The organism is Mesorhizobium sp. P2_E6, from assembly GCF_056403835.1.
In genome coordinates, this window is the sequence record NZ_JBFUEQ010000009.1 from 111,164 (window position 1) to 126,104 (window position 14,941).

Annotated in this window: 9 protein-coding genes and 1 tRNA gene; 4 read left to right on the plus strand and 6 right to left on the minus strand. The window is 62.5% G+C overall.

All coding sequences use genetic code 11. The annotated features are described in order from the left end of the window. Window positions 1-96 precede the first annotated feature (96 nt). Window positions 97-2,067: an acetoacetate--CoA ligase gene (locus AC1D08_RS22880; RefSeq protein ID WP_477424106.1), complete on the plus strand. Its 1,971-nt coding sequence runs from the start codon at window positions 97-99 to the stop codon at window positions 2,065-2,067. A gap of 368 nt (window positions 2,068-2,435) precedes the next feature. On the opposite strand, the gene AC1D08_RS22885 is transcribed toward AC1D08_RS22880, so the two are convergent. Beyond that, window positions 2,436-6,386 (minus strand): PAS domain S-box protein, encoded by a 3,951-nt coding sequence (locus tag AC1D08_RS22885; RefSeq protein ID WP_457152685.1) that lies wholly within the window; start codon window positions 6,384-6,386, stop codon window positions 2,436-2,438. 247 nt (window positions 6,387-6,633) lie between these two features. Between AC1D08_RS22885 and AC1D08_RS22890 the strand changes: the two genes are divergently transcribed. Both AC1D08_RS22890 and AC1D08_RS22895 read left to right on the plus strand, forming a co-directional pair. Continuing rightward, complete coding sequence (locus AC1D08_RS22890; protein ID WP_477225446.1) at window positions 6,634-7,092, plus strand: phasin; 459 nt, start codon at window positions 6,634-6,636, stop codon at window positions 7,090-7,092. Between the two features lie 347 nt (window positions 7,093-7,439). Next, window positions 7,440-7,516: transfer RNA gene (locus AC1D08_RS22895), tRNA-His, on the plus strand. Window positions 7,517-7,907: 391 nt separating this feature from the next. Here the strand turns inward: AC1D08_RS22895 and AC1D08_RS22900 are convergent. The 5 genes from AC1D08_RS22900 to AC1D08_RS22920 form a co-directional block, all read right to left on the minus strand. Next, window positions 7,908-8,600, minus strand: coding sequence for an N-acyl homoserine lactonase family protein (locus AC1D08_RS22900; protein ID WP_477424108.1), 693 nt, complete (start codon window positions 8,598-8,600; stop codon window positions 7,908-7,910). A 104-nt stretch (window positions 8,601-8,704) separates the two neighbouring features. Continuing rightward, a complete protein-coding gene (locus AC1D08_RS22905; RefSeq protein WP_477424110.1) occupies window positions 8,705-9,628 on the minus strand; it encodes an NAD(P)-dependent oxidoreductase in 924 nt (307 codons plus the stop codon). Window positions 9,629-9,697: 69 nt separating this feature from the next. Continuing rightward, on the minus strand, window positions 9,698-11,653 hold the full coding sequence (locus AC1D08_RS22910) for a heterodisulfide reductase-related iron-sulfur binding cluster (RefSeq protein ID WP_457154138.1): 1,956 nt from the start codon (window positions 11,651-11,653) through the stop codon (window positions 9,698-9,700). 1 nt (window position 11,654) lies between these two features. After that, window positions 11,655-12,623, minus strand: a complete 969-nt coding sequence (locus tag AC1D08_RS22915) for an electron transfer flavoprotein subunit alpha/FixB family protein (RefSeq protein WP_457154139.1) — start codon at window positions 12,621-12,623, stop codon at window positions 11,655-11,657. Window positions 12,624-12,626: 3 nt separating this feature from the next. Further along, window positions 12,627-13,391 carry an electron transfer flavoprotein subunit beta/FixA family protein gene (locus AC1D08_RS22920; RefSeq protein ID WP_457154140.1) on the minus strand — a complete coding sequence of 255 codons (765 nt, stop codon included), beginning with the start codon at window positions 13,389-13,391 and terminating at the stop codon, window positions 12,627-12,629. A gap of 315 nt (window positions 13,392-13,706) precedes the next feature. On the opposite strand from AC1D08_RS22920, the gene AC1D08_RS22925 reads away from it, so the two are divergent. Continuing rightward, entirely contained in the window at window positions 13,707-14,918 is a 1,212-nt protein-coding gene (locus AC1D08_RS22925; RefSeq protein WP_477222433.1) for a substrate-binding domain-containing protein, read from the plus strand. Window positions 14,919-14,941 lie beyond the last annotated feature (23 nt).

Consider the following 14,941-nt stretch of genomic DNA (forward strand, 5'->3'; position numbering starts at 1 on the left):
ATGGCATTTGCGCACATCTGGTCTCACTGACCGAACAAAATCTTGCTCTGCTGCGCTGCGATATGCATAAGCGGTGGCGACCGTGGAGGAACGATCATGGCTGCCGAAGTACCGCTCTGGACCCCGACGCAAGACCAGATTGATGCAGCACCCCTGACCGCTTTCACGAAGGCTGCGGCAGTGAAAGCCGGCGTAGCGTTTTCTTCGTATTCGGAGCTCCACCGCTGGTCGGTCGAGGACCGCGAAGAGTTCTGGAACCTGGTCTGGGACTTCGGCGGTATCGTCGGCGACAAGGGGACCAATGGGGGCGAGCGCGTGCTCGTCGACGGTGACAGGATGCCTGGTGCCTCGTTCTTCCCCGACGCGACGCTGAATTTCGCCGAGAATCTACTGAAGAAGACCGGCGCTGGTGAGGCAATCGTGTTTCGCGGCGAAGACAAGGTCGAGCGCCGACTGTCGTGGAACGAGTTGCAGGCGCTGACGTCACGGCTGCAGCAGCTTTTCCTGTCGCTCAAGGTGAAGAAGGGCGATCGCATCGCAGCGATGATGCCCAACATGCCGGAGACCGTCGCCGCCATGCTGGCTGCCGCCTCGATCGGCGCCGTCTGGTCGTCCTGCTCTCCCGATTTCGGCGAGCAGGGCGTGCTCGACCGCTTTGGCCAGATCGAGCCGGTGGTCTTCATCGCGCCCGATGGCTACTGGTACAATGGCAAGGCGATCGAGGTCGCCGACAAGATCGCCGCGGTTGCGGCCAAGCTTGGCACGGTGCGCAAGGTTCTGGTCGTCGACTATCTCGGCACCTCGAGCGATGTCGCTGATGTCATCGACAAGGCCGTGGCGCTGGAAGAGGCGCTTTCGCCCTTCGCCGTCAAGCCCGTCACCTTCGAGCGGCTGCCGTTCGCGCATCCGCTCTACATCCTGTTCTCGTCGGGAACGACCGGCATTCCCAAATGCATCGTCCATTCGGCCGGCGGGACGCTGATCCAGCATGTCAAGGAACATCGGCTGCATGCCGGTCTCACCGACGGCGACCGCTTCTTCTACTTCACCACCTGCGGCTGGATGATGTGGAACTGGCTGGTTTCGGGGCTCGCCTCGGGCGCGACGCTGCTGCTTTATGACGGCTCGCCCTTCTACCCCAACGGCAATGTGCTGTTCGACTTCGCCGATGCCGAGAAGATGACCTTTTTCGGCACCTCGGCCAAGTTCATCGATTCCGTACGCAAGGCCGGTCTCAAGCCGATCCGCACGCATGATCTGTCGAGCGTGCGGGCGATTTCTTCCACCGGGTCGCCGCTGTCGCCGGAGGATTTCCGTTTCGTCTATGACGGCATCAGCAAGGATGTCCATCTGGCTTCGGTCTCCGGCGGCACCGATATCGTCTCCTGCTTCGTGCTCGGCGTGCCGACACAGCCGGTGTGGACCGGCGAGATCCAGGGACCTGGCCTTGGCCTTGCCGTCGATGTCTGGGACGACGACGGCAAGCCGATCCGCCAGGAGAAGGGCGAGCTGGTCTGCACCAGGGCGTTTCCATCGATGCCGATCGGCTTCTGGAACGATCCCGAGGGCAAGAAATACCAGGCCGCCTATTTCGAGCGTTTCGACAATGTCTGGTGCCATGGCGATTTCGCCGAATGGACCGTGCATGGCGGCATGATCATCCATGGCCGTTCCGACGCCACGCTCAATCCGGGCGGCGTGCGTATCGGCACGGCGGAGATCTACAACCAGGTCGAACAGATGCCGGAGATTCTGGAAGCTCTGTGCATCGGCCAGGATTTCGACAACGACGTGCGCGTCGTGCTGTTCGTGCGACTCGCGGCCGGCGTCGAACTGGATGACGATCTGGAAAAACGCATCCGCTCCAAGATCCGCAGCGGGGCGAGCCCGCGTCACGTGCCAGCCAAGATCGTCGCCGTCACCGACATCCCGCGCACCAAGTCAGGCAAGATCACTGAGCTCGCCGTGCGCGACGTGGTGCATGGCCGCGCCATCAAGAACAAGGAGGCGCTCGCCAACCCCGAGGCGCTGGAGCTGTTCAGGAACCTACCGCAGCTGGCCGAGTAACCGGGCAGGCATGGTTAACCAAATATGTCGCGAGAATTTACCTAGATTTCATGAGTGGTACACATTCGTAAACTTTCGGCGGCGCCGGTAAGGAGTTGTTAAGGCCCGGCGTCGATAGTCGCACGTAACTTGAGGGAGAAATCCCGTTCCTCTGTCCCCGGAGGATCTGAATTCGCTCAAGCCCCGTTGTGACAGCAATCCCATCTCTTAAGGCGTCCTCTTGGGCGCCTTTTCTTTTGCTGCTGCATGCCGCCCAAAAGTGGTCCCGGTTTGGGAGAACGACATGCACAAGGATAAAGACCGAAAGCGCATCGCCTGAATCTGATCGGACGCGCTGCCCTGGAGGTCGGTCTGTTTTCCGGAATTGCTTATTCGGCGAGCACGCGGGTCGACGGAAACGCGACCTCGACCAGGGTGCCTTCACCCGGTGTCGAGTTGATGGTGAACCGGGCGCGGTTGGCTTCCACCATCGCCTTGGTCAGCGGGAGTCCAAGCCCCGTGCCGTCGCCACGTCCGCGCTTCAACGCGTTGATCTGCTTGAACGGCTTCAGTGCCTGCTCGATCTCGGCGTGGCTCATGCCGATGCCGGTGTCGCGCACCCGCATGACGACGTCGCCTGACGTCTCATAGGCGGTCGAGACGATCACCTGGCCGCCGGCTTGGGTGTAGCGAATGGCATTCGACAGGATGTTGAGCGCGATCTGGCGCACGCTGCGCAGGTCGGCGACCACTTCCGGCAGCCGCGACGCGAAGCTGGAGCGGATAATGACGCGCTCGCGGTTGGCCTGCGGCTGCATCATCGCCACCGTCTCGGCCAGCGTGTCGTTGAGCGACACTGCCTCGTATGCCATCTCCTGCTGGCCGGCCTCGATCTTCGAGATATCGAGCAGGTCGTTGACGAGGTCGAGCACATGGTTGCCGGAGCGATTGATGTCGCGCAGATAGTCGCGGTAGCGGTCATTGGCGACCGGTCCGAACTTCTCGTCGACCATCAGTTCGGAAAAGCCGATGATGGCGTTGAGCGGCGTGCGGATCTCGTGGCTGATGCGGGCGAGGAAATCGGTCTTTTGCGAGGACGCACGCTCGGCCACCGCGCGTGCCTGGGTCAGGTCCTCTTCGGCCCGCTTCCACTGCGTGATGTCACGCACGACGGCACAGAAGCCGCTGTCGTTGGGCAGCCGGCCGATGGTCATGAACAGTGGGATGAAGCGGCCCTGCGCCTCGCGCCCGATCACCTCGCGGCCGTCATTCATGACGCTCGCCACGCCGGGCTCGGACAGTCCGTTGAGATAATCGCGCGCCGCACGCTGGCTTTCTATCGCAAACAGCGAGGCGAACGGTTTGCCGGTCACTTCGTCGCTGTCGAAACCGAACAGCGCTTCGGCCGGCCGGCTGATCGAGCGGATGGTGCCGTCACGGCCGATCAGCACGACCCCGTCGGTGGCGGTGTCGATGATGGTGCGCATCTCGGCGATGCGTGCCTTGAGCTCGGGAATGTCGGGCTGCGTCTGCTCGTCGCCAACCACATGCAGGGCCGCCGGCGCGTCATCTTCGCCGGTGCGGCGCACGACCAGCATCAATGCCTTGCCGTCACGCCAGGGGACGGAGCGCAGGATAGCCTCGATCGGGAATTCCTGCCGATCGCGCGTCTTCAGTCGCAAGGCGCGATCGGTGCCGTCGGAGGTCCCATCGTGGGCGTAGGGGTCGGCAAACAGCGCGCCGAGGCCGCCGGCATCCGCCAGGTCGTCGAGCGCCTCATAGCCGGTCAGGTTGAGGAATTCCTCGTTCGCATAGTGCAACTGGTCGCCGGAATGGATGAGCAGCGGCACCGGCAGTTTGCTGAGAAGCGAGGTATCAGGAGCCTTGTGCTCATCTCCGGCGGAAAAGGCCGACGGCACGAAACCTTCGACCTTGAGCGGCGGCACATTAAGGCGTGGGCGCGCGATGCGTGCTGCGGCGCCGCTTGCGCCGGCAGTTCCCGCGACGGATGCGGACAAATGCTCGTCAGAGGCAGCGGCTTCTTCGTCGGGCTGTACCCAATCCTCATTATCCTCGGCATCGCGAAAATCCGCCGATGTCATGCTGTCGTCATCAACAGCGTCATGTGTCGCATCGGCTACAACCGGCCCTTTGCCGGTGGCGACGGGCTCGGTGATCTCTGGTTGCGCCGCCACCGGTTCGGAAACCGGGGCCCCGTCGCTGTTGTCCGCGACAGGACCGCGTTCATCATCACGGTCGGCATAGCCGAGCAACGAACCCGGCAGGGTATCGGAGGGTGCCTCGTGACCCGCTTCGTCCGGGTGACCGCCGTCAAGCCGCGCCAGATCCGCTTCGTCCTCGGCATCGACATCCGTCTCGGCCGTTTCGGCCGGCATCGTCTCTGGCTCCGCCGCCGGGATTTCGCCGGCAAGCGTCGGCTCTTCGTGCGAGGCCACATCCGCTGTTGATGGAATCTCGCCGACTGCCGCAGCTTCGACAGGTGTCTTGGCCGCCCGTTCCCTGGGATTGTCGAGGCTGGACTTCTCGGCCTCCGGCGACTCGACCGGGGAACTGTCCTTCTTCAGCCGTTCGCCGATCTCGCGGAACGCGCTTCGCTCCAGCGTCGACAGGCCCTTATCGTTGGCTGGCTGGCGATGCTCGGCCAGCCGGATCACCTTGTCGGCAAAGCGTCGCTCCGGTTTCGGCACGATGGTCAGCGCCGGCACCTCGCCCTGGAACGGGTCCGATGCCTTCGGCTCCTCGACCTTCGGCTCCTGGGCTTTCGGCGCTTCAGCCTTGGGCTGTTCAGGCACGGGTTCCACGGCTTGCGGCTCCGGCGTCTCCGGGGCCTTGCCGTTGGGCACCAGCGCCATGCCGATGGCTTCCGGATCGACGACCGCGTCACTGGCCCGGGCAACGCCGAAGCCACGGAAGCCTTCGAAAGCACGGCTGCGGCCATAGACAGGCAGCGCCGCCAGGTCGACCGGGATCTTCAGATCGGATCCGGCGACCGGCCACAGCACGGAGCGGCCGGACCAGGTATCGCGCCGCTCCAGCAAGCCGGCGATCTCGCCGGAGGGATCGAGGCCGAAAGTGGCCGCCACATCCCTGAAGCGCCGCCCGATCACATCGGCGGCCGGCTTGCCGACAATGTCGGCGAATTCCGGAGACAGCGTGCTGAACTTGCCATCGGCATCGGTGCGCCAGACGAAGCGCAGTGGCGCCGCCGTGCGGTCGATCGACCGCACGACCGGGCGTTCGACAGGGGCGGTGGCCTTGGTGTCGTGCCGCGTCGGGATTTCCGCCGCACCCTCCGCGACGGCGGCAGGGGGCTCAACCGGCTCGGCTGCAGCGGCCCGGCCGGCCCGTTGCCTGTCTTCCTCACCGGCATTGAAGTACCAGTGATCGTGCTGCGCTGCCGTAGCGGCGGCAGTTCCCGGGTCGTTATCCGCCGCCTCCGCAGGCTGCCCCGCTGGATCGGCATTCTCAGGCGCTGGCGGAATGATCTCGGCGGCTTCCGGAACGCTCGGTTCGTCCACGGCCGGGTGTTCGATGTCGATTGCCGGTCTGTTGTCCTGGTCCGGTTCCGACTGGGCAATCGCGCTTACCGCAGCCGCGGTTTCAACCTGGGCTGGCGCTTGCGTGTCCGCGACACTGTCGTCGGCAGCGGACGTGTCGTCGAGTTGGTCCTCGTCGATCACCACCAGCAGATGCCGTTCCTCGGTCAATCTTGCCAGGCCTGCCGGATAGGAGGTTGCGCCGCCGGGAACGAGGCGCTTGACGATGCGGTCGCCCTCATCCGCGACGTCGGCAACCAGCGCCGCCAGCGTCTCCGGCAAGATGCCCAGTGCCGAAAATCCTTCCGAGGCGGCCTCGACGTTTCCGCTGGCATCGACAAAGGCAATGAAATGGCCGTCTTCGGTAAAGCCGCCGATGGCGCGAGCGGCGATTTCGCCGGCGCTGCGCGAGCTCGTCTGCGCCGCCGGCACGGTCAGCATGATCGCCTTTTCGGCGTCCGGCATGGTCACGGCACTGGCCAGGAAGCCGACGGCACGGCTCGTCATGCCCGTTGCCAGCCGCACCGTGATGGCGCGGTCGCCGCTGATCTCGGGAAATCCGCTGGTCGCCATGATCTGGCGTCTGGCGATCAACGGCAGTTGCGCGGAGGCGCCGATGATCGCCTCGATGTCGGGGTAGCCGAACACCGCGGCTCCTGGCCCATTGGCCCAGATCACCTGCTCCAGATCCGTCGAAAGAATCGCGATCGCGTCGCCGGCGGCAAAGCGCTGGCGGACTGCTTCGAGCACGGCGACGTCGAGGAAGGAATATTCGGACGGCATGCGCTTGGCGAACCCTCACGGAGCGGCAAATTGCGGTTAACGCTTTGTTAATAAAAGCCGGCGGCGCGAAGGTCCACAAGCCAGAACGTGCAAAGGCTGGAATCTGGCCTCTTGGTTAACGGCCCGAAGAAAATTATGGTGCACTGCAACAAAGATATTGCAATGCACAAAATTTGCCTTTATATTGCCATCATACATGAACGAGACGGCTTTCTGTCAAAGCCGCTGACGCTGAAAAGGATGGAAAATGTCCAGGACCAAAACTGCCGACACGATCGAAAACGTTGAATTCCCGAGCTTCGACGCTTCCAAGGCTACCGACCAGATGCGCGCTTTCGCCGAAAAGGGCGTTGAGCAGTCGAAGGAAGCCTACGCCAAGCTGAAGACCGGCGCCGAGGAGACCCAGAAGGCTCTGGAGTCGACCTACGAGACCGCCAAGACCGTTTCCAGCGACCTGTCGCTCAAGACCATTTCCGCTCTCCGCGCCAATGCCGAGGCTGGTTTCTCGCATCTCGAAGCCCTGATCGGCGCCAAGTCGCTGTCGGAAGTCGTCGAGCTGCAGACCGCCTTCCTGCGCAAGCGCGTCGAAATGACCGTCGAGCAGGCCAAGGACTTCCAGACCGTCGCCTCCAAGGCGGCCGAGGACGTCACCAAGCCGATCAAGACCGCCTTCGAGAAGGCGATGAAGGAAATCAAGGTTGCCTAACATTTGCGCATGATCTGAAGATGCAACAAAAGGTCGCATTTTCTTAAAAACGATCATGCGTATGATGGTAGCCATCAAGGAATACCCGGCGAGTGGAACCTCCTCCCTCTGCTCCCGGGGTGACCAGCCAGCACCTCCTCCCGCTGGCTCGTAACAGGAAAAGGCCGGCACCTCCTCCCGCCGGCCTTTTTCTTTGTCCGGCGAAAAGTCGATGCTGTTTGTGGGCAAGCGACCTTTGCCTAGCAAAAGTCTTGAATTAAAATCCATTAGCCCGTAAGGACGCATCGCCGAACGACGGAGCGGATCACGGAAAGCGCGCTTTCCGCCTGGTCCGGCTCGGTGAACGTGCCGTTGTAGCTCAGATGGTTAGAGCGCCGGATTGTGGATCCGGAGGTCGCTGGTTCGATCCCAGCCAACGGTACCACAAATTTCTCGGTAACTAATTGATTTTGCTGTATAATTTCAAACTTCTAGCCGTCAATTTCGGTTCATTCTACTCATTTGTGTTACCTACTGTGCTACTTAGCGGACAAATTTGAGGGTTGAACGAAACGGCTTTGGGCCTCTTCGTCGAGGCCTGCCGCGAAGTTGATCTTCGAGTCGTTGCGGATCACTGGACTGGACATGTGGTATGTTCCGACTTGCCCCATAGTTGACCTGCGCCAGCCGCAAGAGGACGGCAGCTTTGCGCCTCATGTCGGCCGTTCAGGCAATCCGCACTATCCTCAAGAAGCGGACGTCGATTGTTTCAACGTGAGGACAAGTTGCGAAAGCTGCCGGACGTGCCCCCCGAGACCCCTGCGGCACCAACATGTTCAGTGCTGCGGGCGGCTCAGCGTAACAATGCCTTCGACGTCCTGGCGGGTACGCGCGAAGCGCTTGAGCACCAGAGGGTCGTGCCCGGGGACGATGTGAGCGGGGGAACTGGCGAGTTGTTTCATACGCTCGACCCCGAAGATCACATCGCTCAGCCGGTCAAAGACGGGAAAAGGTTTTTCGCGTTCCATGTTGGCGTAGAAATGGGCTGCGTCCGACGCGATCACGACCGCGCCGTTGTCGGTCTCCACCCGCACGACCTGCAATCCGCGCGAGTGGCCGCCAACCTTGTGGAGCGTTATGCCGGGCGCGATCTGCGACTCGGGGTCGTGGAAGCAGACCTTTCCGGCAAAGACGCGTCGTACCATGGTTGACACGTCTTCCGCCTCGAAGGGATGGCGCATCGCATGGTGGCACATGCAGCGGCCGGTCGCGAACTCCATCTCCGCATCCTGCAGGTGAAAGGTCGCGTTCGGGAACAGATGATGGTTCCCGCAATGGTCGTAATGCATGTGGGAGATGATGACGTCGCTGACGTCGGCGTGGTTGATGCCGATTGCCGCCAGGCCTTCATCGACGGGCCTGACGACACTGCGTCCGCGTTTGTCGCCGGTCGGCTTGTCGAAGCCGGTGTCGACGATGAAGGTGCGTTTCTCCCCAACGATCGCCCAGACGAAGTAGTCCAGCGGCATGGGAACATCATGCGTGTCGCCGCCCAGGAAATTCTCGCCCGAGCGGCGCTTGAAATGGCCGTAGCGAACGGCATGGATTTCATAGCGTCCGGGGTCACCCATGATCAGCTCGCTTTGGCGACATCTGTGGTCTGGGCCGAGCCGACCTCCACATGCGCCCATGTCTCGACCGTCTTGACCATACAGGTAAAATCGGAATCAGGCCCGTAGAGCTGGTTCGTCACGCTGAGCAACTGGCGCACGGCACTGCCCACCACCATCGGTACGCCCATCGCCTCCGCCTCATCCACGCACAAGCGTACATCCTTGAAGGACAGGCCTGTGGCGAAACCGAAATCGAAGGTGCGCGGCAGGACGGATTTCGGGAACTTGTCTTCGGTGGCGCTGTTGCGGCCACTCGAGGCGTTGATGACGTCGATCATCACCTTGGGGTCGAGGCCTGCCTTGACGCCCATCACGACCGCTTCGGAGGAGATCGCAAGTGCCGCCGCCGCAAGCAGATTGTTGGCAAGCTTCATGGTCTGGGCGGAGCCCTGAACCTCGCCCATGAAGAATATCCGCCCGAAATTCTCGATCACCGGCCTTGCCGTTTCGAAGGCAGCCTTCGGCCCCGACACCATAACGGCGAGGGTGCCGTTGCGCGCTCCCTTCAATCCTCCGCTGACGGGCGCGTCGATCATGGCGATATTCTTGGCAGAAAGGCCTTCGGCAACCTTGGCGGCCGTGCGCGGACCCGTCGTCGAGATGTCGATGAAGATGCGAACCGCCTTGCCCTCGGCGATACCGCCTTCGCCGAGCACCACCTTTTCCAGGATCTGCGGGCTGGGCAGACTGGCAAAGACGATCTCCGCACTGTCGGCAACATCGCGCGCACCGGCGGCGGCTTTCGCGCCCGCATTGGTCAACTCCGCAACGGCTTTGCCGTCGACGTCGTAGACAGTCACTTCGTATCCGGCCTTGATGAGACGGGTCGCCATCGGCGTGCCCATTTTTCCGATGCCAACAAAGCCGATTTTCAGGGTCGACATGATCGCTCTCTCCTCTTTCGGGGCCTATTGCCCATGGTGCTTGGTCTCGATCTCTGGGATCGCATTCCGTCAGGTCGTTTCCACCGTGGGCATTTCGAGCGCCTGGCCTGTTCGCGGCACGAGAAGTTCCGCTATGTCCACGACCTTCAATCTGTCGGCCACGCCGAGCGCATCGATCGCGGCGGTGTACATCACCTTGTCCTTCGGGCAGGCGACGACGAAATAGGCGATGTCGCCCAGGCTCAGCGCTTCACGGATGCGGTTCTCGCTCGGCCGCTCGGTCACGCCGTCGTCGCCTTGCCAGATGCGGCCGCCGCCGGCGCCGCAGCAGAAGGAATTCTCGCGGCAGCGCGGCATGTCATGAAGCGTATAGCCGGCGGCGCGGATCAGCTCGCGCGGCGCATCGAAGCCGCCATTGTAGCGCCCAAGATAGCAGGGATCGTGATAGGTGACCCTGGCGCCGTCGGCGACGTGCAGATCGAGTTTTCCCGCCGCGATAAGTTCCGCCAGCAGCGCCGTATAGTGCAGCACCTCGAACGCCACACCGAAATGCTGATAGTCGTTCTTCAGCGCATTCAGGCTATGCGGATCGGTGGTCATGATCCGCTTGAAGCTGCACGCCTTGATCTCGTCGATGTTGGACTGCGCGAGCGTCTCGAACAGACCCTCTTCGCCGGCACGCCGCACATCGTTGCCGCTGTTGCGCTCGGCATCGAAGAGAATGCCGAAGTCGACACCGGCCGCGGTCAGCAGTTCTGCAACCTTGCGGGTGATTTCCTGAACGCGCGGATCGTAGGACGCGTAGTCTCCTACGAACCACAGAACGTCGACGGGTTCCTCGCGCGCGTCCTTGACCGGAAAGCCGAGCTCCCGGGTCCAGCGCGCCCGCATCTTGGAAGGCTTGCCCATGGAATTGCCGAGACGGGTCAGGTTCGATAGCGCCTCCTGCAGACCGGGGCTGACATGGCCTTCGTCGACCAGATGACGGCGCATGTCGATGATCTTGGGCAGATGTTCGATCTCGACCGGGCATGCCTCCATGCAGGCACGGCAGGTGGTGCAGGCCCACAGCGTCTCCTCGGAAATCACCCCGCCGACCAGCAGGGCCGCCGATGATCCTGCGGCAAGCGCGTCGCGCATGTCGGTGATCAGCAATTTCGGGCTGAGCGGCAGACCGGCCGCATAGGCTGGGCAGACCGCCTGGCAACGGCCGCATTCGGTGCAGGACAGAAGGTCGAGCTGCTGCTTCCAGTCGAACTGCCCCAGGCTGTCGATGCCTGGAGTCTCACGCGCTTCCGGGACCGCGGGCGCCAGGCCGCGCGGTTCGAGGCTGCGGAAGTAGATGTTGGGCGCGGCAAGGAACATGTGCCGGTGCTTCGAACCGGGGATATAGACAAGGAATGCCAGAATGGCGCCGATGTGAACCCAGTAGAACAGCTCTTCGCCCGCATGCGCCGACATGCCGGCACGATCGAGCAGTCCTGCCAGCGCTGACGCGACCGGCCGCCACGAGCCGTCGGCGCCACCGACTATGCGCGCGGCCGCCTCAAGCAGCAGAGACGCCACGATCAGGACGATCAACACATAGATGATTGCCGCATCACTGCCGCTCGAGCCGTCGAAACGGGCAGGCCGCAGCACGTAACGCTGATAGAGTGCAAGTCCGACGCCGACCAGCATCAGCACCGAAAAGATATCCTGCAGAGCGGCAATCCAGGTTTCGCCACCGATGGGCGCAAGTGAGAACCCGGGAAACAACCGCGAGCCGAAGGCATCGATCGTGGCGGTGAACAGCACGAAGAACGAAATGAAGATGATTGCGTGAAGCACGCCGGAAAGCGGCTTGCGGACCATTTTCCGGTGCATGCCGATGGCGACCATCACGCCCTGGAGACGCAGCATCGGGCGGTCGAAGCGGGCCGCTGCCGGTGCATTGGCAAGAGCAACCGCGTAACGGCGCGAGCGCCAGACCGTCAACGCGAGTGCTGTGATGACCAGGATCCAGAGTGGCAGGGTCGATGCCATCTCAACGGCCAGAGCCGGCCCGCAGCCTGTCGCTCAGATTGGCGACGAGATCGAACAGGTCACAGGTCGCGCCGTAATGCGCGACATTGAAAATGGGTGCCTTCGGATCGGTGTTGACTGCAATGATAAGGTCGGCCTGCGACATGCCTTCGAGATGTTCGGGCGCACCGGACACGCCGAGCGCCAGATAAAGCTTCGGCTTGACCTTCTGGCCGGATTTGCCGACTTGGCGCAGCTTTGGCAGCCAGCCATTGTCGACGACCGGACGGCTGCCGGCGATCTCCGCCCCCAGCATCGTCGCCAGATCGCGCGCAAGGTCAATGCTTGCTTCGTCGCCGATGCCTCGGCCCACGCACACGATCCTCTCGGCCGTCGTCAGATCGACGTCGGCATAGTCGGGCACGTCGATGGCCACCATCTTCACCTTGCCGCCGGCGAGCACGGGTTCGGCATCGATCGTCTGCACGTTCACGGCGGCGATCGGGCCTGGCGCTGCCTCCGCGAAGGCACCTGGGTTGATCATCAGAATGGCGGGCAGCGGCACTTCGCATTCGGCGAGTATCTTGCCGCCATACATCTGCGCGACGACCGTCAGGCTTTCGCCACGCCGCTTGATTTCATTGACATAGGAGACGAGCGGCCAGCCGGTTCGCGCCGCGATGTCGGCTGCCACGTCCAGTCCGTTTGCCGAATAGGGAATCAGGACCAGGCCAGGGCTCTCGGCGGTGATGACATCGCGCAGAAGCAGCGCGTAGGTCTCGGCCGGAATAACATCCGATTTTGTGGCCCGGACCACTATCAGGCGATCGGCGGCACCGAAGGAAGCGGATGCGCCTTGTGCGTCACCGCCGGCGAAAAAGGCGACGACCTCGTCGCCGGCCTGGGCGAGCGAACGCGCCGCCGCGATCATTTCGAGGGAGAAGGCTTCGATCTTGCTGGAGTGGCCTTCGGTACAGGCAATCAATTTCATGGCTTAGTTCCTCGCCAGGCCCTTGGCTGCCAGGATGCTGACCAGCCGATCCGCGACTGTCTCGGCATTGCCGCCGAGGTTCTCGCCGGAGCCGCCCTGGACTGGCAGACGCAATGTGATGATCCCGGCGGAACGCTCGAAGCCTGACGATTCGGGCGTGGCGCGGCCGATGGGCGTTTTGGATGCTTCGCGAAGCTTGCTGCCGGAGACATAGCGTGGCGCCTTAGACGCTGTCTGAACGCCCAGTACCGCCGGCGTGGCCAACTCATAGGTGACGGCGACACCTGCGCCGCGCTCTTGCGTGACCCCAAGCACTGCGCCGTTCGCAACGATACGGTTGGTTCCCGACACATGCGGCCAATCGAGCAGCGCGCCGACATAAGGCGCGAGCTGGCCGAAGACATCCTCGCTCGATTGAACGCCGCTCAGAACCAGGTCGGCCGACTTTGCCCGCGCCATCGCCGCGATGGAAGCCGCGATTTCGCGTGAGGAGATCATGGCGTCCTCCTCGGATTGAAGCGCCACGACTTCGTCGGCGCCGCGCGCGGCAGCCATCTGCAAGACACGGTTGGCGCCCTCGCCAATGGCCACCGCCGTCACCTTCGCACCGACGGCTTCCTTGAGCAGGATTGCTTCCTCGAGGGCATGATCGTCGAAATCGTTGAGCTGGAAATCCAGCCATTCCCGATCGATGCTGCGCCCGTCCTCGGCGAGCTGCAGCTCGCCCGCGGAATCCGGGATCATGCGCAAGACAACAAGAATATTCACGGCCTCTCCTCCGACGGAACGCACCTCAAGCGCCCGGCACCGGTTGCTAGATAAGTCGTATTCTTCGCCGTCCCCAATGGCGAAAAGGGTAATAGCAGCTATTACAAGACGGCAGATTGACGATCGTGGGTAATCGACTGCTAATTTGCGTCAAATCGCTTTCAATCGAATTTTCCTGAATTGGAGGGTATCAGGAAGATAGCCGTGCGATTTGCCCGGGGTATAAGCATATATTCTTTGTTTATACTGTCCCGCGTGCACGAATTTCTGAGGAGAATTTTAAGCGCTCTGTCGAGCGTTCAGGAGGAGGAACCAATGTCAATAAAGAGCATCCTAGACCACAAGATATCACGCAAAAGCTTCATCAGGGGTATGCCGGCCGCCGCCGCGGCGATCGCCGCCGTGCCGGGGCTCCAGCTTGCACAGGCCACCCCGGCCGCCGCGGCTGAAGCCGAAACCAAGCCCGGCTACTATGGTGCGCCACGCACCTGGATGTGGAACCCCAATGCCAACAGCATGGTCGACACGTCGAAGTGGAAGAAGGCGGGTCCCTATACGATCGGCTTTTCCAATGCGTCGATTTCCAATGCCTGGCGCGTCGCCTTCCAGCATGGCGTCCTCTGGTCGGCCGGCCAGCATCGCGACGAGATTGCCCATCTTCTCGTCACCGACGCCAATGACGACCCTTCCAAGCAGATCGCGGACATCCAGGATCTGATCAGCCAGGGCGTCGACATTCTGCTCATTGCGGCCTCGACCGAGGACGCGCTCGATTCCGTCGTCGGCCGCGCCACGGAACAGGGCATTCCCGTCGTCATGGTCGATCGCAAGGTGAAGACGCCGGCAAACTACATCACCTACGTCACGGCATCCGATTGGGCGCTGGGCCGTCTCGAGGCACAGTGGCTGTGCGAGACGCTGGGCGGCAAGGGCAACATCGTCATGCTGCCAGGCATCGCCGGATCCAGCGTCGCGGAAATCCGCATCAAGGCGAACGAGGAAGTGTTCTCCAAGTTCCCCGGCATCAAGGTGCTGGAAAAGCAGTATTGCGACTGGAATCCGGCCACCGGCAAATCGGTGATGGCCGCGCTGATCCAGAAGCACGGCAAGGCCATCGACGGCGTGCTGTCCGACAGTGCGCTGCAGGGCTATGGCGCGATCGAGGCGTTCCTCGACGCCGGCTACAAGGACGGCGAATTTCCGCCGATCACCGGCGGCGACGTTGCGCGGATGTATCAGCTGGCCAACCAGCACAACATCAAGATGGTCGGTATCGACTATCCGACGTCGATGGGCATCACCGGCATCGAAACGGCGCTCGATGTGCTCAAGGGCATTTCGGTTCCCGACAAGGTCGAGGTCAGCTTCCAGGTGGTGACGTCGCCTGGCGCCGATACGGTGTCCGTCAAGGGCGACCGGCATCTGCTCGACCATGTCAGCATGAGTGACCCGGGTGACCTGTCGCCAAGCAACGGACTGCCGGCGGGATACAACCCCAGCACGTTCAATCCCGACTATCCGAAGTGAGCCTCCCAGCTCAACCGGGTGCG